Annotated in this window: 15 protein-coding genes and 1 pseudogene; 7 read left to right on the top strand and 9 right to left on the bottom strand. The window is 46.5% G+C overall.

Annotated features, from left to right (window positions below; all coding sequences use genetic code 11):
• Nucleotides 1-30: 30 nt before the first annotated feature.
• Nucleotides 31-1,284, top strand: a complete 1,254-nt coding sequence (locus tag TSUB_RS06380) for an aromatic amino acid transport family protein (protein WP_087017464.1) — start codon at nt 31-33, stop codon at nt 1,282-1,284.
• A 237-nt stretch (nt 1,285-1,521) separates the two neighbouring features.
• Entirely contained in the window at nt 1,522-2,883 is a 1,362-nt protein-coding gene (locus tag TSUB_RS06375; protein ID WP_087017447.1) for an L-serine ammonia-lyase, read from the top strand.
• 162 nt (nt 2,884-3,045) lie between these two features.
• On the opposite strand, the gene TSUB_RS06370 is transcribed toward TSUB_RS06375, so the two are convergent.
• The 4 genes from TSUB_RS06370 to TSUB_RS06355 all read right to left on the bottom strand — a co-directional run bounded on the left by TSUB_RS06370 (nt 3,046) and on the right by TSUB_RS06355 (nt 6,767).
• Nucleotides 3,046-3,405: a hypothetical protein gene (locus TSUB_RS06370; RefSeq protein WP_221274568.1), complete on the bottom strand. Its 360-nt coding sequence runs from the start codon at nt 3,403-3,405 to the stop codon at nt 3,046-3,048.
• A 371-nt stretch (nt 3,406-3,776) separates the two neighbouring features.
• Complete coding sequence (locus TSUB_RS06365; RefSeq protein WP_087017449.1) at nt 3,777-4,787, bottom strand: hypothetical protein; 1,011 nt, start codon at nt 4,785-4,787, stop codon at nt 3,777-3,779.
• A gap of 66 nt (nt 4,788-4,853) precedes the next feature.
• A complete protein-coding gene (nfsA, locus tag TSUB_RS06360; protein ID WP_087017451.1) occupies nt 4,854-5,579 on the bottom strand; it encodes an oxygen-insensitive NADPH nitroreductase in 726 nt (241 codons plus the stop codon).
• A gap of 18 nt (nt 5,580-5,597) precedes the next feature.
• Entirely contained in the window at nt 5,598-6,767 is a 1,170-nt protein-coding gene (locus TSUB_RS06355) for an iron-containing alcohol dehydrogenase (protein ID WP_087017453.1), read from the bottom strand.
• A gap of 372 nt (nt 6,768-7,139) precedes the next feature.
• Here TSUB_RS06355 and TSUB_RS06350 point away from each other — a divergent pair, with 372 nt between their 5' ends.
• The 5 genes from TSUB_RS06350 to TSUB_RS06330 all read left to right on the top strand — a co-directional run bounded on the left by TSUB_RS06350 (nt 7,140) and on the right by TSUB_RS06330 (nt 13,156).
• Nucleotides 7,140-7,403, top strand: coding sequence for a GrxA family glutaredoxin (locus TSUB_RS06350; protein ID WP_087017454.1), 264 nt, complete (start codon nt 7,140-7,142; stop codon nt 7,401-7,403).
• Between the two features lie 232 nt (nt 7,404-7,635).
• Nucleotides 7,636-9,318 carry an aspartate:alanine antiporter gene (locus TSUB_RS06345; RefSeq protein ID WP_087017456.1) on the top strand — a complete coding sequence of 561 codons (1,683 nt, stop codon included), beginning with the start codon at nt 7,636-7,638 and terminating at the stop codon, nt 9,316-9,318.
• Nucleotides 9,319-9,542: 224 nt separating this feature from the next.
• Nucleotides 9,543-10,217, top strand: a complete 675-nt coding sequence (locus tag TSUB_RS06340; protein ID WP_087017457.1) for a response regulator — start codon at nt 9,543-9,545, stop codon at nt 10,215-10,217.
• Nucleotides 10,214-11,572, top strand: a complete 1,359-nt coding sequence (locus tag TSUB_RS06335) for an ATP-binding protein (RefSeq protein WP_087017459.1) — start codon at nt 10,214-10,216, stop codon at nt 11,570-11,572. Before TSUB_RS06340 ends, TSUB_RS06335 begins: the two co-directional genes overlap by 4 nt.
• A 147-nt stretch (nt 11,573-11,719) precedes the next feature.
• Nucleotides 11,720-13,156 (top strand): IS1182 family transposase, encoded by a 1,437-nt coding sequence (locus TSUB_RS06330; protein WP_221274547.1) that lies wholly within the window; start codon nt 11,720-11,722, stop codon nt 13,154-13,156.
• Between the two features lie 142 nt (nt 13,157-13,298).
• On the opposite strand, the gene TSUB_RS06325 is transcribed toward TSUB_RS06330, so the two are convergent.
• The 5 genes and pseudogenes from TSUB_RS06325 to psrA form a co-directional block, all read right to left on the bottom strand.
• Nucleotides 13,299-14,021: a YebC/PmpR family DNA-binding transcriptional regulator gene (locus TSUB_RS06325; protein ID WP_087020467.1), complete on the bottom strand. Its 723-nt coding sequence runs from the start codon at nt 14,019-14,021 to the stop codon at nt 13,299-13,301.
• 99 nt (nt 14,022-14,120) lie between these two features.
• Nucleotides 14,121-15,451 (bottom strand): annotated as a pseudogene (locus TSUB_RS06320) (IS4 family transposase).
• A gap of 130 nt (nt 15,452-15,581) precedes the next feature.
• Nucleotides 15,582-16,784: an enoyl-ACP reductase FabV gene (gene fabV, locus TSUB_RS06315; protein WP_087022793.1), complete on the bottom strand. Its 1,203-nt coding sequence runs from the start codon at nt 16,782-16,784 to the stop codon at nt 15,582-15,584.
• Nucleotides 16,785-17,080: 296 nt separating this feature from the next.
• Complete coding sequence (locus TSUB_RS06310) at nt 17,081-19,342, bottom strand: acyl-CoA dehydrogenase (protein WP_087022790.1); 2,262 nt, start codon at nt 19,340-19,342, stop codon at nt 17,081-17,083.
• Between the two features lie 20 nt (nt 19,343-19,362).
• Entirely contained in the window at nt 19,363-20,037 is a 675-nt protein-coding gene (psrA, locus tag TSUB_RS06305; RefSeq protein ID WP_087022787.1) for a TetR family transcriptional repressor PsrA, read from the bottom strand.
• Nucleotides 20,038-20,413: the final 376 nt, after the last annotated feature.

Raw genomic sequence — 20,413 nt, 5'->3', positions numbered from 1 at the left:
CGTTCTGAAATTAATCTGGGTATTACAATTATGCAAACCACTTCGACGCCTGCAGCAACGACTGCAAAGAAAGCTGGCTGGTCATATCAAGACATCACCTGGGCACTCTCACTATTTGGTACCGCTGTCGGTGCCGGTGTGCTTTTCCTTCCAATCAAAGCGGGTGCTGGCGGCTTCTGGCCTCTCGTCATCCTCGCACTTATCGCGCTGCCAATGACTTGGTTCGCTCACAAAGGCCTAGCGCGTTTTGTACTTTCGGCCAAAAACCCTGAAGCAGATATCACTGATACTGTTGAAGAGCACTTCGGTAAAACCGGTGCAAACTTGATCACCTTCGCATACTTTTTCGCGATTTACCCAATCGTTCTCATTTACGGCGTCGGCATCACTAACACTGCAGATTCATTCATGGTGAATCAACTCGGCATGGAATCATTGCCACGCTGGGCTCTGTCTGGTGGTTTAATCACGCTAATGACACTGGGTGTGGTATTCGGCAAAGAGTTGATGCTGAAAGCAACGTCAGCAATGGTATACCCATTGGTATTCATCTTGCTTGCCCTGTCTGTTTACCTTATTCCTGATTGGAACATGTCGATGGCGTCTGTTTCTCCAGAGTGGGGTTCAATGCCAAGCATCGTATGGCTTGCGATTCCTATCATCGTGTTCTCTTTCAACCACAGCCCGATCATCAGCCAGTTTGCGAAAGAGCAACGTCGTGTATACGGTGAAGAGGCATCGAAGAAGACCGACAAAATCACCCTTGGTGCGGCAAGCATGCTAATGGGCTTTGTAATGTTCTTCGTCTTCTCTGTTGTTTTGTCTCTTTCTCCTGAGCAACTTGCTGACGCAGAAGCACAGAACATCAGCGTACTGTCTTACCTTGCAAACGTGCATGACTCTGTTCTTATCTCTTTCATGGGTCCTTTGATTGCTTTCGCTGCGATTACCTCTAGCTATTTTGGTCACTTCCTTGGTGCGCACGAAGGTCTCGTTGGTCTTGCAAAGTCACGTTCAAAAACCCCTGTAAAGACACTGGAAAAAGTCTCTCTTGCCTTCATCGTACTGACTACTTGGATTGTTGCTATTATTAACCCAAGCATCCTAGGTATGATTGAAGACATCGGTGCACCAATGATTGCCGGTATCCTGTTCCTCATGCCTGTGTTCGCTATGTACAAAGTACCAGCAATGGCAAAATACCGTACATCACTGCCAGTAAGTATCTTCACTGTTATGTGTGGTATTGCAGCGATTTCATCTGTAATTTACAGCATGATCTAATATAAACCACTATTTTAGTGTTGATTTACAGTGACGAATGTATGAAAAAACGAATCCGGTTGTTTCCTTTCGAACAAAGTCACGTAAAATAGTGAAAATAAATAAAGAGCAGGGACGGACTCATTCTTCCCTGCTCTTTGTAGTTTTACGTTCTCTCCATGGATAGGGGAAGAGTTATAAAGTTGTAGACAGCTCGGGCACGATTACCGGCTGCTCCCTCTACCTGAGGTTCCTAACATGATCAGTGTTTTTGACATTTATAAAGTTGGTGTTGGTCCTTCCAGCTCTCACACCGTAGGCCCAATGAAGGCGGGTAAAGAATTCATTGATGACTTGCGTGCTTCTAACCAACTCACGTCTGTGACTAAACTGACCGTCGATGTTTACGGCTCTCTTTCACTAACGGGTAAAGGTCACCACACCGATATCGCTATCATTATGGGCTTGGCTGATAACCTGCCAGACACCGTTAATATCGATAGTATCCCCAGTTACATCAAACGTGTTGAAGAGACTGAAACACTCGTTGTCGGTGATAACGAACACACTGTCGCTTTCCCACGTGAAGGCGGAATGAATTTCCACAGCCACAACCTTGAGCTGCACGAGAATGGTATGCAGATCCACGCATGGATCGGTGACGAAAAAGTCTACTCAAAGACATACTACTCGATCGGTGGTGGTTTTATTGTTGATGAAGAGCACTTTGGCGTAGAAGAAGAAGTAACCACACAAGTGCCTTACGAGTTTTCATCAGCGGCTGAGCTTGTTGAGCTTTGTAAAGACAACGCGATCTCAATCAGCTCTCTCGTTATGGCGAATGAGCGTATGTTCCGTAACCAAGACGAGATCAAAGCGCAATACGCGAAAATTTGGCAAACCATGCAAGAGTGTATGGATCGTGGTATGAACACCGAAGGCCTGCTACCAGGTCCTTTGCGCGTGCCACGTCGTGCCGCAAGTTTACGTCAACAACTGGAAACCGCAGAGCGTTTAAGCACTGACCCGATGACGGTTGTTGACTGGGTTAACATGTATGCGTTTGCCGTCAATGAAGAAAACGCAGCAGGTGGCCGTGTCGTTACTGCGCCAACCAACGGTGCCTGTGGCATCATTCCTGCCGTCCTTGCCTACTATGACAAGTTCATTCAACCGGTGACAGAGTCACAATACATTCGTTACTTTGCTGCATCAGGTGCTATCGGTGGCCTGTACAAGCGTAATGCGTCTATCTCTGGTGCGGAAGTTGGCTGTCAAGGTGAGGTCGGTGTCGCTTGTTCAATGGCGGCAGCGGGTCTTGCGGAATTAATGGGCGGCAGCCCAGAGCAAGTTTGTATGGCAGCTGAAATCGCAATGGAACACAACTTGGGCCTCACCTGTGACCCTGTCGCAGGGCAAGTACAAGTACCCTGTATTGAGCGTAACGGTATCGCTGCTGTTAAGGCGATCAACGCGAGTCGTATGGCGCTTCGTCGTTCATCCGACCCACGCGTATCCCTCGATAAAGTAATCGAAACCATGCTAGAAACCGGTAAAGACATGAATGCGAAGTACCGCGAGACGTCTCAAGGCGGTCTAGCCATTAAAGTCATTTGCTAATCGCGATACTTGAATCACTAAAAGCCTCCAGATGGAGGCTTTTTTTTATAATTGAGAAAAGTCTTGGTTCGTTAATGGCAATCTAGATATGAACGCCACTTAAAGAAACACAGCTCAAGAATTCATGCTAATGAAAAACGATATTTTTCACCAGTAAGCCATTTACTCAACCTTCAATACATGATCACTGATCTGGTTTATTATATTGGTATACGCTCCACCGAGGCTCTTCAGACTATGTTTGGATTCAAACTCAATAACCAGTGCTGCAAACTCATCTTGAGAATACTGAAAAATAACTTGCATTGTCGTACTCTCATAGAACCCACTCAAGTCCATGTCTATTTTATTGAGCTCTTTCAATAACTCTTCTTCGTTCAAAGTGAAGTCGTTTAACCTTACCTGCAACTCCTCTACACTCGATACCGCCAGTTCATCGGCAGAAATAGCGTATTCAAAGCCATGGTAAGCGAAAGAGTTCAACAAACCGATACGAAAAACTGCCCATATCAAAAAGCACATAACATCATGCCTTTTATTACTTTATCTATTTTTTCAAACATTAGCTCATCTTCCCTGAAAGCACTGACATATAAATCAAATGAATGAACCATTGCTTTATAACAGCACCGCTTATTCAGCGACAAAATAATAGATAAACACAGTGACATTCATTTAGCTACAAAGCGTTTGGGTATGAATTGAATCCATTCTCCTAAAACACATTACTGCCATTTAGAGATATTTTCTAATAACCTCTTTATTTAAAAGATAATCCTCGCAATTAAATTAACTTCCATACTAAGGTTTCTTAATAGCTCGTGACAGCGTTCAAACATGCAATAAAAAAGCCCCATCGATGGGGCTTTGCTGAATCGAGTTTATTAGAGAGGCTATTTCTGCAAGGCTTCGAGCTGCTTTTTAAGTGCTTCGATTTGCGCGTTTTGCTCACGGATATCAGTGAGGATAGTCTCGACCTGCTTAACAAGATCAAGGTTGCGATAGTCTTTGCCGTTTAATGCCATTGAAAGCGCAAGCAGGTGTTTCTCCATATCTAGGATATAGGCTTCATAACTGTCTCGACTCAAGCCACGCAGATGAACCACAGCTTCAAGCATATGTGTCGCATGGGCAAGCTGGAAGGAGATATCGTTTACCGCTTTATCAATCAACTCAAACGCGCGCGGGGCGTCATCGATTAGGTTTTTTGCATCAGCGATAGCTTTGTCCACAGCAGCAAAGCTCTCAGGCACAAAACTACGTGCATCACGACGACGTAGCTCTCGAGAGATATCTTCCAATGGCGTGATATATATGCGCTTGATGGTTTTCACTTCCAGACTGCGCGCGCGAATCAAAAACTCTTTCTGTTGTTTTAATGCTGGCGCCTCACCTTGTTCATCAAAAATCACATAGAGACGCTCATAAAAACGCTTTAGACGATCATATTCACTACGAAAGTACTCGCGTGCTTCTATCTCATCCAAATAGTGAAGATGTTCAGTGGCTGGTCGTAACGCAATATCAGCCGCTTTTTGCGTTGACATGAGTTCATCATACAGACGCTCGATCTGGGAGATGTCCGCTTGAAAGCGACTATAGTAAGTCTCTGAACCAAAGAACGAAGTCGCATGCAAACGTTCTGGTTTTCCATCAAACTCTTTGTAGTTGCTTTCAACACGAGCCCACAAGGTGTTTAGCGATTGCAGCGTGGCTGGCGAATAGATTGACAAGCTTTCGATATCTTCTAGCTTGTCGCGCCACTCAAGATACACTTGCTCTGCATTGTCTAATAACAATACTTGTTGCGCCCTTTCAGGCTGTGTCGATGTAGCGGTCGAAGTACAAGCGACCAATGAGGCAGCCACAACCAAACTAACGACCACCTTTAAAACTCGATTCATTAAACTTCCCAAGAATAAGGCCGCGAAATATGTGCAGCCTAAAAAACGCATGATTTTAATGTGAAACTAGCGCGTACTAAAGCCTTTTGCGGCTAAAAACGCTTTCATGAAGGGTCTTGCTTCTTTCGTCAGCGTTTTTTGTATCTGTTCTGACCAGCTGTGGGTCACTTGGCCGTTTGTACGTGCACGATAGTACGCTGCCACGTGCTCATCGTAATTACTAAGCAATTTTTGATCCAGTTCTTGATACTGCTCTTCATGTAACATCAACGCGAGTGGCAACCGTGGTTTTTGCTCAGGGTTTTGCGCGGGATATCCCAGACACAGTCCAAATAACGGCAGTACGTGTTCCGGTAACGCTAACAGCTCACTCACTTGCTCAGGCGAGTTTCTTAATCCCCCAATGTAGACGCCACCTAATCCCATCGATTCGGCCGCAGTCAGGCAATTTTGTGCCACCAGCGCTGTATCAACTGCGCCAATCAAGGTTTGCTCTGTAAAGCCCAGCTTTGCATCCGGCACAAGCTGCTGATGACGATGAAAATCGGCGCAGAACACGAGAAACTCAGCGCATTCGGCAACATAGGGTTGATTACCTGCGTACTCGGCCAACTTGGTGCGCTTTGTTGTATCGGTCACTCGCACAATACTGACACACTGAATAAAAGTAGAACTGGAAGCAGCACGACCACAGGCTAATATGGTCTCTAAGTCCGCTCGAGGGATCGGCTCAGCCGTAAACTTACGAATAGAACGGTGTGACAATAGGGTCTCAATCGTGCTGTTGGTCATCTCTTCTTTTTATCCTTTTTAAATTTCTACCGTTGCCGTGCATTGGCAAACTTCAGACAGTATGTGTTCTAGGCGCTCTTTAGTCAGCGGTAACGGATTACCTTTAATGGCTGTCGAGCGCAACGCATCATCCGCAATATCTGTAAACATGGTGCGGCACAGACCATACATCTGTAATGAAGGGATTTCTAGACGAATCAAGGCGTCTTTGACCCAGTCAATTGCCGACGCCGGTTTTGCATTGGCGTCTCCCGTCAACAGCACGCCCAGTTTGCGGTACCGATTTATGACATCATTTCGCCCCATTTGTTCAGCCACTAAGATGTTCTCTGCCATCACGAACGGGGCTAATCGCGCGGTGATCGCGCCATGGGGTGCCGTTAAGCGACCGCCCAATGCAGCAGCTAAGCCGTGCGCAGCACCTAAACTCGCATTGCTGCGTGCCATGCCGCCAAGCATTGCGGCGAAGGACATGTCAGCGCGGGCGCGAAAATCGTCTTCTTCGCAGGCTAAGAACAACGCGTTAGAAAGTTTCTTCAACCCTTCTTCACAAACCATGTCCGAAAACGGATTTGGCGCATTACACACATAGGCTTCCATTAAATGAGTAAAGGCATCCATACCGCTGCGAGCAGACAGTGCTTTATCCATGCCATACGTTAGGGTTGGATCAATAATCGCGACATCGGGTAGCAAGGCTTCGTTACGAATGTTCACCTTGATTTTTTCTTGAGCAGACTTAAGCACCGCATTCCGGGTTACTTCGGAACCTGTGCCAGCGTTGGTGGGAATAGCGATACAAGGCAAAGGCGCATTTTTGAAAGGTAGATTGCGTCCGATGACCTCAACATAATCATAAACGCTACCTTGGTTTGGAATAATCGCGGACAATGCTTTGCCCACATCTAACACACTGCCGCCACCGATGGCGACAATCATATCCGGTTTAAAACGTCGCCCCATCGCAGCGAGCTCTTCAACCATGGCAATAACTGGCTCGCCCCACACCGCCACCTGCTGATAACGCATACCTTGTTGCATCAGGTAGTTGATCACCGGCTCAGCACGCTCACCACCTCGCCCCGTCACCAGTAGCACGCTATATCCATAGCGGCCTAACGTGGTCAGAGATTGATTGAGGGCCCCTTCACCAAAGATTACTTTGTTAGATGTCATAAACTGAAACATTGCATACTCCTTCGCTAAGTCCTATGCCATGCCACCTTCGCATGGTTCGCTATTCAACAGAGTGAATGACACACTGTTTCTCTGTTTTGACTTGGCGCAATATGTCTACGCTCTATGGTAGTTTATACCGCGGGTTTTTGAAGGAGTTCAATGTTCCAATGATTGGCGACCTTACAATGCAAAATATGCCGCAGAAAGCAATATACTCAAGCCACCTCAAGATGCAGGATTCAGAAGCTGACATAAGTTATACAAACTAAGCCTTTGAAAACATCCATAGGTTTTCCCTATCATAGCGAATGATAAAACCGTCTTTCCTCTATCGGGAAATTCAGGCATATTTAGCCCATACAAATTAAGGAGAGAATCACTATGTTCGTTGTTATTTTTGGTCGCCCAGGTTGCCCTTTCTGTGTTCGTGCTAAAGACATCGCTGATGAGCTTAAAGAGACTCGCGAAGACTTCAACTACCGCTACGTTGATATCCACGCAGAAGGCATTTCAAAAGCTGATCTAGAGAAGACCGTCGGTAAGCCGGTAGAAACCGTGCCGCAAATCTTCATCGACCAAGAGCACGTTGGTGGTTGTACTGAATTCGAAGCGTACGCGAAAGATAATCTTGGTCTTTACCAGTAATTATCACTGTGTACCGTAAATGAAAAGCTGCTTCGGCAGCTTTTCTTGTTTTTGTCCGTCTGAAAGCACTTTTATCATGCCATTCGATTGCTCAATCATGCTCATATAACCAAAAATACATTGAGTAATAAGAAATTTTCACCTGAAGCTGACGTTTTCAAGCTGACCCTTTTGACAGATTGCATTAAACTAGAACTTTCAGCTTTACCTCTCCATTTGGAATAGTCACTCAGTGAACATCGACGTCGTTTCGTTACTACATCAGAACAATATTTTGCTGCTATTTGTTGTTCTGGCCATTGGTTTATCCATCGGCAAAATCCGCTTAGGCAGTATTCAACTAGGTAACTCTATTGGTGTGCTCTTGGCCGCCCTGATTCTGGGAGGTTCAGGCTTCACCTTTGATGCCGACGCCCTCAGTATTGGATTTATGCTGTTTATCTATTGTGTTGGTATTGAAGCTGGACCGAACTTTTTCGGTATTTTCTTTCGAGACGGCAAGCACTACTTGATGCTGGCATTAGTGGTACTTATCTCAGCCATTATTCTGACTAAAGTCCTCGCTAAGCAATTTGGTATCGATCTAGGCATTGCGACGGGTATGATGGCAGGCTCACTGACCGCAACCCCGGTCTTAGTGGGTGCTAAAGATGCGCTGAACACGGGATTAAGTTCCGTCACCGATAGCGCACAAATTGCGATCATTATCGAAAACATTAGTGTGGGCTATGCCCTCGCCTATTTGTTTGGTTTGATCAGCTTGATTGCCTTCGCCAAACTGATGCCAAAACTCCAAAAGCACAATCTAAAAGATTCAGCGCTACAAATTGCCCAAGAGCGCGGGATTGGTGAAGTTGCACAGCGAAAAGTTTACCTGCCGATAATCCGCGCTTACCGTGTTGGCCCCGAGCTGATTGAATGGCTAGACGGCAAAAATCTCCGTGAGTTGGGTATTTATCGTCAAACGGGCTGTTACATAGAACGTATCCGTCGCAATGGTATTCTCGCCAATCCCGATGGTGATGCCATTTTACAGCTAGGGGATGAAATCGCACTGGTCGGTTATCCAGATAGCCATGCCCGTCTCGACCCTGCTTTTCGTAATGGCCGCGAAGTTTTCGACCGCGATTTACTCGACCTTCGCGTTGTTGAAGAAGAGATCGTCGTAAAGAATGATAGCGTCGCAGGAAAACGCCTCTCAGAGCTCAACTTGGCAGAATATGGCTGTTTCTTAAACCGAGTGGTACGCGCCCAAATTGAAATGCCCGTAGAGCAAAATATTCTGCTCGCGAAAGGGGATATCTTGCAGGTTAGTGGTGAACGTAGTCGGGTACTTGGACTTGCAGAGCGCATTGGTTTCATCTCGATTCACAGCCAAATCGCCGACCTATTGGCATTCTGTACGTTCTTCATTCTCGGTATGTTGTTCGGGATGATCACCTTTACCTTTGGTCAGGTGACCTTTGGTTTAGGTAATGCCGCAGGCTTATTGCTCTCTGGTATCACCCTTGGTTTCTTGCGTGCCAACCACCCTACCTTTGGTTACGTCCCACAAGGCGCGCTCAATATGAGCAAAGACTTTGGCCTGATGGTCTTCATGGCGGGGATTGGATTAAGTGCGGGTAGTAACGTGCTTGATGCTTTTGCAGAACTTGGCACCCAGCTGATCATCGCCAGCGTCATCATCAGTGTCGTGCCTGTTGTACTGGCTTACCTGTTTGGCGCCTATGTATTAAAAATGAACCGTGCCCTGCTCTTTGGTGCCATTGTCGGCGCGCGCACTTGTGCACCCGCAATGGATATGATCAACGAGCATGCGCGCAGTAATATCCCTGCGCTGGGTTATGCGGGTACTTATGCGATTGCCAACGTGTTATTAACCATTGCAGGCACGCTTTTGATCGTCTTTAGCTAATCAAACAAACCGCAGTCCACATAAACACGGGCAAGCCATGAGGGTATTGCCCGTTTTTTTTGACTAACGCGACTCGCTGACAGACGCGCGATGATAAACCCCGCAAACTCAAAGCAATTTATTGATTAAAGTCGTGAATTTCTGTTCAGGTTTTCAGCTAAGGTTAAGTCTGGCTATACAATAATGTTACAATACTGAACGATATTACGTATTGAGGACACGCCATGCGCATTCTGATTGTTGAAGACGATACTATTCTTAGCCACCACCTAAAAACGCAACTGAGTCAACTTGGCAATCAAGTGCAAGTTGCTGGTACTGCGTCGGAAGGCCTTTTCTTCGCTCAAAACTACCCGAATGATATCGCGATTATCGACTTAGGTTTACCTGACTCTGATGGGATATCACTGATCAAAGAGATCCGAAGCAAAGAAATTCGTATGCCGATCCTCATTCTTACTGCACGTTCAAACTGGCAGGACAAGGTGCAAGGCTTAGATGCGGGTGCCGATGACTATCTTGTAAAACCCTTCCAAAAAGAAGAGATTGTCGCACGCCTTAACGCACTCGTTCGCCGTAGCTCTGGTTTTGTAAAACCAGAAATTGTTGCGGGTGGTATTACGGTCGATTTGCTTGCCAAAGCGGTCTCGGTTGACGGTGAGCCAATGGAGTTGACCGCATTTGAGTATGATTTACTCGAATACTTAATGCGCCATAGCCGCCAGGTGGTATCGAAGCAACGTTTACTCGATGTGCTTTATGAAGATCAAGAAGGCGACCCAAATACCATTGAAGTCATGATTAGCCGCCTACGCAAGAAGTTCACCAAACATGGAATAGATAACCCAATCTCAACCATTCGTGGTCAGGGTTATATCTTTGAGTTATCGACTAAATGATCAAACCAAAACCGACTTTAAGACGTCGAGTGATGATCACATCCGTGATCATCCTTGTCATCATCTCATCGGCAATGGCGGGTGTTATTTACCAGCTATTCCGCCAAAGCCATATTAATGCCTTCTCCAACGACCTCATTAACCAAGCCCCCCTTTTCATTGCCCAGATGCATCAGGCTGGCCTCGTTAGTGATCTTGATACTTGGATAGACAGTGTTGATACCAGTGACCCCAAATACAGCAGCGCACTCTGTAAAGATCAAGAGACCATTTGGGCGTCCGCTGATATAAAAGAAGAAGTAAAACCCCTGTTTTGTAACCGTACTAATGATATCGCAGATGGTTCTCATCTCATTGAGACCCACGAAGGTGAGTTCGTACTGGCCTACATCGCCACATTAGTGCCTCCTAACGGCCGAGCACCTAACCTGACCTATAAAGATCACCGCATCGTCGTTGTAAGGCCGGCAAGCAGTTACATTGAGCAACGTGCTGAAGTCGAGAAAAATACCTTATTTTCGCTGTCAGGTTTCATTGTATTGTCAGTGCTGGCCCTGTTTTTAGCCTTTCATTGGAGTTTTAAACCTCTCAACCAATTGGCGAAAGAGTTGGATGACATTACCGATGGCGAGCAAAACGACCTTAAAGCGCGATATCCTGTTGAGCTGGAGCCCATCACTATCGCCTTGAACCGAATGATTTATCTCAGTAAAGAGCAAGGTCAACGTTACCAGCATGCAATGGACGATCTCGCTCATAGCTTAAAAAGTCGTATCGCTGCGACTCACGCCATCATGGATGAGCCCGAGCAATCTAAGACTGAAATGGTGCAACGTATCGGCGAGCAGACAGCTCAAATGAATGAGTTAGTTCAATACCAGCTCAAACGCGCCACGCTAGGACAACAAGGCTTGACCAAAGAATCGACACCACTTTCAGAGAGTATTGTCGGGCTTGAGCGTATGCTCAGCAAAATCTACATGGATAAACATATCAAGCTGACTCATCGCTACGCGAGCGACGCTACACTGCCGCTCAATAAAAATGACATGATGGAGCTGCTTGGCAATTTGATGGAAAACGCCTACCGCTTTGCGTTGTCAGAGGTACGTGTCTCGACGCACGTGACCAATAAGACCATAACAGTGAAGATCGAAGATGATGGGCCCGGTGTGGATGAAGCGCATCGTGAGGCAATCTTCCAACGTGGTGTTCGCGCTGACCAACTCAATCCTGGTCAAGGTATCGGCTTAGCCGTGTGCCATGAGATTGTGTCTATTTATCAAGGTAAGATCTGGGTAGAAACCGCGGATATCGAAGGTGCCGCGTTTGTGATTGAGCTGCCACTGAGCTAGTGGCACTTTATCCTAACTACGTATCTCTCACGAATGGCAACAATAAAAAAACCGACCTCTTCAGGTCGGTTCAGACTGCTGACAAAGGTCTAGCTTTCGAGCTAGACCTTTGATCTAATAGGGGTATCGAAATATGGACACTCCGTTATGCTTCAAGAGCCTACTCCGCAACAATACGAACTGGAAATGGTGACGATGGAACAGTTAGTTCCTAAAAACCATTTAGTGCGTAAAATCGATAATGCTATCGACTTCGAATTCATTCGAGATGAAGTCGCTCATCTTTACTGTAAAGATAATGGACGCCCACCTGTTGACCCTGTCCGCCTCTTCAAAATCATCTTACTTGGCTACATCTTTGGCATAAAAAGTGAGCGTCAGCTCGTCAAAGAGATTGAAGTGAATGTCGCTTACCGTTGGTTCTTGCGGATGTCATTAACAGAGAAAGTCATTCACGCTTCTACTCTCAGCCAGAACCGCATTCGTCGCTTTAATGGCACGGATGTATTCGAACGTATTTTTATCAATATCGTAGAGCAAGCCATGTCGAAAGGCTTGGTCGCGGGTCAAGAGCTCTTTACGGACAGTACTCATCTCAAAGCGAACGCCAACAAGAATAAACACACCAATAAAGTCACGGCGGTTCGTGCCAGTACCTATCTTGATATGCTGGATGAAGACGTCGCTTTAGACCGAGAAAAAGCAGGTAAGAAGCCACTTAAGGCTCGGGAGTCAGAGCCAAAAACAAAGAATACTAAAACCAGCACCACTGACCCAGAGAGTGGCTTCATGACTCGTGATAATAAGCCTCAAGGCTTCTTTTATCTCGACCATCGAACCGTTGATGGTCAACACGGAATTATTCTCGATACCTACACCACCGCGGGTAACATCAATGACTCACAGCCTTACGTTCAACGCTTAGATTACACGCTTGCCACATTCCAATTGAACCCGATAGCTGTTGGACTGGATGCGGGCTACTTTACTGCTCCAGTGGCGGAGTCACTTGAACGTCGAGCTATTCTTGGCGTGTTCGGTTATCGACGTCCATCTAGAACGAAAAATACGTTCAAAAAGAAGCACTTTACTTACGATGCGCAAAGAGACAGCTACCAATGTCCGAATGGTCAGGAGTTGCTTTATAAAACTACCTCACGCGATGCGTATCGAGAATACCACTCAGCCCCCAAAGAATGTGCGTTCTGTCCAATGAGGGATGACTGTACTCAAAGCAGAAATATGAAGAAAGTGATTACACGGCATATCTATAGTGACGCAGTAGAGAGGGCAAACCAAATGCGGCTCTCTTCCTACGGCAAGAAGACTTATAGACGTCGAAGTGAAACAGTAGAACGTAGCTTTGCAGACGCTAAGCAACATCACGGTCATCGTTATGCTCGCTTCCGCGGTCTAGCCAATGTGCAAATGCAATGTTGGTTGGCAGCGGCAGCCCAAAACATCAAGAAGATAGCGCTGGTGATGAACTATCTCCGAAAAATAGGCTTAAACATGGCAGAAATGAGGCAAATACTTGCTTCTGTATGCCTATGTAATGAACGGAAACTTCTGCGCACGACATAGCAAAAAATATCGCGATCGCGACCTACGGTCGCTTCCAAAAAAGAACCCCGCTTAAAAAGCGGGGTTCGTCATCAATCTGAACCGACCTCTTCAGGTCGGTTTTTTCACTTTCTACTCGCAGGTTTGCCGAAGCAACATCCACTTAAGCAGGAAGCTCTGCGTTATGGTAAACGTTCTGCACGTCATCACAGTCGTTTAGGGCATCCATAAACTTATCAAAAGAAGCCATGTCGTCTTCTGTGATTGGATGTGTCGCTTGAGGAACGAAGCTGATTTCTTCTAGATCCAAAGTGATGTCTGGGAATGCCGCAGACAGGGCATTTTTCGTCTTAAAGAACTCAGTGTGTGGTGCGAAGACGGTGATCACACCTTCTTCAAGCTCGATATCCGCCACATCCACATCTTTCATCATTAGCGCTTCAAGCACGGCTTCTTCGTCATCGCCCTTGAACTGGAAAATCGCTTGATGTTCGAACATGTGTGCTACCGCACCCGGGCCACCAATCTTCGCGTTGTTTTTCACGAAACACTGACGTACGTCCATATAGGTACGGTTGTTGTTGTCAGTCAGACAGTCAACGATGACAGAACAACCACCTGGGCCGAAGCCTTCGTAGCGTGCAGTTTCATAATCTTCACCGCCGCCACCCGTCGCTTTATCAATCGCATTTTTGATAACGTGCGCAGGAACTTGGTCTTTCTTCGCTTTATCCATTAGACGACGAAGTGACAAATTAGCATCTGGATCTGGACCGCCATTTTTGGCGCTCATGTAGATCTCTTTACCGTATTTTGAATAGAGTTTTACTTTTGCGCCCTGCGTCTTTGCCATTGACGCCTTACGGACTTCAAAACTTCTTCCCATGGGATTCTCTCTGTTATAGCAGGGATTTTATCGGCAACGATTATAACCAGTGACCGTATGCCCTACCAGTAAAAAAGCCGCCCAAAAGGCTAACTCCTATCAATTAAGATGTTTGGAGCGAACCATATAGCGAGTTTTACTGATACGAACGGTCCTCGATTTGGGCCGTTTTTTTCGTTCTGGTAAAATATAGCGTTTAACTCTCTCTCGCATTGCCCTCAGCTTCTTGGGTATTGAGCCAGGCGATGCGATTGCACACCACATTAGTTCATCCTGAATGTCCCTTAGCGCCATCATAAAACTGATCCGTAAAGGCGATACGTTAGCTTCTTTTGCTATCCGACTTATTTCCAACCGAACTAGATTGTAGGCAATTAAGATACCCCAGATCTCCTGCTCAACACCTTCGACAGACTGACTTCGAAGCAGAAGTTCGTCCTCAAGCATATCGTGTTTTATCTCTCCGTAACTATTTTCAATTTCCCATCGTTCGAAGTAAACATTAAGTAAATCTTGCAGAGCATATTTTTTGTCTGTTAGGGACGACAAGACCCCTTTTATATGGTTGGGTTGTTCTTTTTCTGGATAAAGCGCAAGCCTTGCTTGCCATTTTTCAGGTAGGTGAGGAGCTTTTTACGAGCTTGTTGCGAAACATTCATTTCAACGATCAAGTCACGGCCGTCTTCATCTAACTGCTCGATGACTGTGTACTTTGTATTGGATTTAATAGGGGTCATCCAGTGGCTAGAATCATGTTGGTTTTGCCAGTTAATCATTAGCTCCGCACCTAAATAACATCGGTCGAAAATAGTCAGAGAGTTGGCTGTTGCAGAGGAAATGAGTTGCTTAGCGTAGCTTTCTTCACCGTTGTAGCTAGGGCCAAAAGCGACGTTATGGATTAGGCGACTTCGAAGGGAGCAAAGCGCACATAACCTTACAACTGGGTATTCAGTATGGCGCGTTTTACCGTGTTTAACATATTGAAAATGCTCTGCAAGAGCTGGGGTATCATGGGTTCTAAATTGTGTTCCATCAACAGAGAAAAGCCTTAATCCAAACCATGTATCATCACTGTCCTCTGTTTGCGTCCAATGCTGTGCTGTTAATGAAAATAGGGCTTCGAGAGGTTTAGCTGTTAACCGTTTTCTTGCTTGGGGGATCGCACTTGGAGCAATGGATTCACCTAGAGAGTTAGAAAGCTTAAGGTCTAATTTATCAAGTACATCGGTAATCGGTCTATCACGGTATAAACCAATACCTACAACCAGCCAGACCACAAGCTCAGCAGGTAACTTCCGTCGCCGTAAGCTTGCTTTGTTGGTGTCATCGAGTGCTTGTTGAATCCACTCAAGCGGCAGCTCTTTCTGAAATAAAGAGAGTGAGTCAGGTGAAGCGAAATCATCAACATCAATAAGCCAATGTGCCAACATAAAAATACCCCCAAACTTAATGTCTGAGGGTATTTTCACTCAACCGTAGGATCATTCAACTGATCAGTGGCTTAACTGATCGGTGTTAGCCCAAAAGGCGGCTTTGTCATATCAACTCAACAAAAAGCGATTAAACGTTTGCAACGTCAAACTCGACAACCGGATTCACATCGGCATCGTAGTCAACGCCTTCGACTTTAAAGCCGAACAGTTGCATGAACTCATCTTTGTATTCTTGATAGTCAGCCACATCGAACAAGTTCTCGTTGGTGACTTGCGGCCAGAGTGCTTGGCAGTGTGCTTGAATGTCTTCGCGTAGTTCCCAGTCATCCAGACGTAAACGGTTTTCATCGTCCACTTCTGCTGCCGAACCATCAGCCTTAAAGAGTCGCGCAGAGAACATACGGAAGATTTGCTCCATGCAGCCTTCGTGCACGCCTTCTTCACGCATCTTCTTGAATACCATCGCAATGTATAATGGCATCACTGGAATCGCCGCACTCGCTTGAGTGATCACACTCTTCAATACTGCAACATTCGCGGTACCACCGATCGCGCTCAGTTTATCGTTAAGGGCCGTTGACGCGCGGTCTAGATCCATCTTCGCTTTACCGAGCGCACCGTGCCAGTAAATTGGCCACGTAATTTCAGTGCCGATATAGCTATACGCAACAGTCTTACAACCTTGAGCTAGAACACCAGCATCAGATAAGGCATTGATCCATAGCTCCCAATCTTCGCCACCCATGACTTTAACTGTGGCATCAACTTCTTCGTCTGTTGCTGGCTCAATCGACGCTTCGATAAGGACGTCTTTGTTGGTATCGACCGCGGTTGCAGTATAAGTTTCACCCATTGGCTTCAATGAAGAACGAATGAGTTCACCTGAGTCTGGCATTTTGCGCACTGGCGAAGCCAGTGAGTAAACAACCATGTCAACTTGGCCGAGATCTTCTTTAATCAACTCGATGGTTTTCTGCTTCATCTCATGAGAGAACGCATCACCATTTAAGCTCTTCGAGTACAGACCCGCATCCTTGGCTGCTGCATCAAAAGCGGCACTATTATACCAACCCGCAGAACCCGGTTTTTTCTCTCTACCCGGTTTTTCCAAGAAAACACCAATTGTGGCTGCATCACTACCGAATGCGGCAGCGATTCGAGAAGACAAGCCATAACCAGTTGAAGAACCGATAACCAGTACTTTTTTAGGGCCATTTTCTAGCTTTGGCTGTGCTTTTGTGTAAGCAATTTGTGCTTCAACATTCTTCTGACAACCCGTTGGGTGAGTCGTTGTACAAATAAATCCACGAATTTTTGGTTGAATAATCATTGTCGATTCCCTTGTTTTGATGCCGCTAGAATAAAAGTTTCATTTAGGTTTCGCATCCGTTTTGTCTCAAAAAGGCGCTTTAAGGCGAGTGGTTGGATCTGTTATCAGTGATTTTGTACAAAAATGCCGCAACCTATTCTTTCACTAGCACGACTTTGCCTACCTAAGAATCCATCAAAGTCAGCGTGCTCGAGACAAGTACGTTCACTATCTAAAGAAGCTTTCTCGTCGCGAATACAAAACAACCCCGACACCATAAAAAGCATCGGGGTTGGTAACTGTAGTTAGAAAGGCGTCTACGCGACGCGACTAACCGGGTTATGGCAATTCATCTGCTCAGAAGTGAATTGGTCAACATTGATCACCTCGCGCCTCAACGCCTCTGCAGATTCAATCTGCGTTTTCTCTTCTTGAGATATAATCCCAGCGCTCACCGCTTGTGCGATCTGCTCCGCCATAGGTAACTTCGCCGTCAGGTCACCTGCTTTGACGGCTTTTGTTATCCGTTTCAATATCGGCGCGGTTTGATACGTCGCAACAAACGCCGCATCGAGCTGACCTAACGCACTCTCTTTTCTTTGCTCAACGCAGAGATGAGTTAACTTGTCACGCTGTTGCCCTGGGGTAGCGACGGCTTTTGCAATCTGCTTGAGCAAGTCATCAGACGGTGCTCGGAAATGATTCCCCAAAGGAAATAGCAGCGCTCGCATTCCCCAAGCGACCGAACGCTGTGGAAAGTTGGCTAAAAAGTCCTCAAAGGCACCGGCACACCGCGCCAAGCAATACTGCGCACCATAATGCACAAAGATGAGGTCTTCTTGACGACGACCCTGTTCTTCGTATCGTTTCAGTACCGCAGATGCAAGATAAAGGTGACTGAGCACGTCCCCTAGTCGAGCAGAAATCATTTCTCGTCGCTTGAGATCACCACCCAAGGAGAGCATTGAGAAATCGGTGGCGACCGCCAATGCCTTACTCATTCTGCCGAGATGACGATAGTACCCTGCGGTTTCACCGCTTACCGGCGAAGAGGCAAAGCGAGACCCCGTAACGGCATGCCCAAAGGCTTTTAGCGCATTCCCAGCGCTATAACGAATGTGCTTCATCAAGAGCTCATCAAACCGATATAACGCTTGGCCATTGTCTCTTTCCGAGGCGACTTCCATCTCTTGCAATATATAAGGATGGCAACGCGTCGCACCTTGGCCAAAAATCATCAAATTTCGGGTCAGGATATTGGCGCCTTCTACGGTAATGGCGACGGGCATACCAAAATAGTGCAGGCCGATATAGTTATTAGGCCCGAGTTGGATCGCTTTACCCGCATGGACATCCATCGCGTCGTTTAGAATGACTCTCGCCAACTCTGTCATATGGTACTTAGCAATTGCCGTGACAATCCCGGGCTTTTCGCCCATGTCTAACGCCGTCGTCGTCAAGCCGCGCGCGGCTTCTAACAGGTAAGTCAAACCACCGATTCGGCCTACCGCCTCAGCAACCCCCTCAAATTGACCGATTTCAGTGCCAAATTGCTTACGCACCATGGCAAACGCACCCGTCGTTCTGGTGGCTAAATGACCAATTGCTGCCCCCAACGCAGGCAGAGAGATGCCTCGCCCTGCGGACAGGCATTCCACCAGCATTCGCCACCCCTTCCCCGCGTAGTCTTGACCTCCAATCAACCAATCGAGAGGGATAAAAACATCTTCGCCACGGGTAGGGCCATTCATAAAGGCCATGTTTAACGGGTTGTGTCTTTCACCGATCTCGACACCGGGGTGATCCGTTGGGATCATGGCACACGTAATACCGATCTCTTCGCTATCACCCAGCAAACCATCGGGGTCATACAACTTGAACGCTAACCCCAATACCGACGCCACTGGCGCTAAGGTGATATAACGCTTGTTCCACGTCAGCGAAATGCCGAGTACTTTTTCACCTTGATAATCACCGTAGGTCACAACACCTTTATCAGGAATACCGCCAGCATCGGAACCCGCTTCTGGTCCTGTCAACGCGAAACAAGGGATCTCGCGACCATCCGCTAATCGGGGCAACCAATAGGACTTTTGATCCTCCGTACCGTAATGGGTTAACAGTTCGCCTGGACCAAGCGAATTCGGCACCATCACAGACACGGCAACACTGAGGCTGCGCGTTGCGATTTTTGAAACAATGGTTGAATTCGCATACGCAGAAAAGGCGAGCCCGCCATATTGTTTGGGGATAATCAGCGAGAAGAACTTCTCACGCTTAAGGTAATCCCAGACCTCATCAGGTAAGTCTTTGCGGTGTTGAACGATATCATCGTCATCAATCATACTGAGTAGCGTCTCGACCTGACCATCGATAAACGCTTGCTCTTCTGGCGTCAAACTCGGTTTCGGATAATCAAGTAAGGTCTGCCATCTCGGTGAGCCCGAAAAAAGCGCACCCTCCCACCAAACACTGCCTGCTTCCATCGCTTCGCGCTCAGTTTGCGATAAAGGCGGCAACTGTTTCTTGAGCAAGTTAAAAACCGGTGTAGTTAAATGCTTAAGACGAAATTGACGCATGACATCCCTCCAACAGGCCTTTAGCCTGCGTTGATGGTTCGCTGATTTATGACCGCCAGTTCTTGGTCGACTTCGGCTCCCACACCAGCAGCCAAGTATGGCACTAGACGATCGAAGATATCTTCGGTTTCCGCACTCCGCCCAAAGTCACTGGCAGCAATTTCACTCAAGGCTTTGCTCGATGCCATGGTGAAAACACACGCTCCCAAGGTAAAGTGGAGTCGCCAGAAAAGCGTTTCTGGATCTAAAGCAGGATTGGCGCGACAAACCGCGGTCGTAAATAAAGAAAGGACATCTTGATAACGCGTGACAATGAACCAGCGTAAGTGCCCTTGGACATCGGTATAGCCTCGCCCGAGCAGTTGCATGAAGATCGCCGCCCCATTGCGACGAAACGCATTTAGCGATAGCAAAGGCGCTTTTAAACAGAGAAAAACCTCTTCCATCGTAAACTCATCACGCGTCATCAATACATCCAGTTCCGCGCGAAGTTGTGGCATAAACGCTTCGAGGTAACGACTCAGCACCGCGCGCACTAGGCTTTTTTTATCACCGTAGTGATAATTCACAGAGGCTAAGTTCACACCAGCTCTGCTGGTAATGGTTCGCAGCGATGTTTCATTAAAGCCATGTTCGGCAAAAAGCAGTTCTGCCGTATCAAGAATCTTGGTTTTGGTATCCTGTCGACCCGCCATTTCAATCACTCAATTCAAACACATGTTTGAATACTAGCGCCACAACACAAATTTAACAAGAGGGAAACATCTTCATTGCTAAACGGACAAAGCGTAACTGCTAGTAAATCAGTCACATAAAGCAAGTTGGAAAGAAGTTGGAAAAAAAATCAAAAAAAAATCGAAACTCTAGGAACTCTTTGTACATGTGTAGGTCTACTTTAATGCCACTGCTTTTTCTTGAAGAAACTCTTCAAAGCCTGTATCCGATATTGGATACAGGTTTTTACTTTTTAGGCAAAGTAAAAGTCCACCTCTTTAAATCCAATAAGTTCAGCGTTTAACCGCATCGAACAAAAAAATGACAAAAAAAGCGAAAAGTTTGGAACCTTTCTGA

The organism is Thaumasiovibrio subtropicus (assembly GCF_019703835.1).
Lineage (GTDB): Bacteria > Pseudomonadota > Gammaproteobacteria > Enterobacterales > Vibrionaceae > Thaumasiovibrio > Thaumasiovibrio subtropicus.
This window is presented reverse-complemented; position numbering and strand designations above follow the sequence as displayed.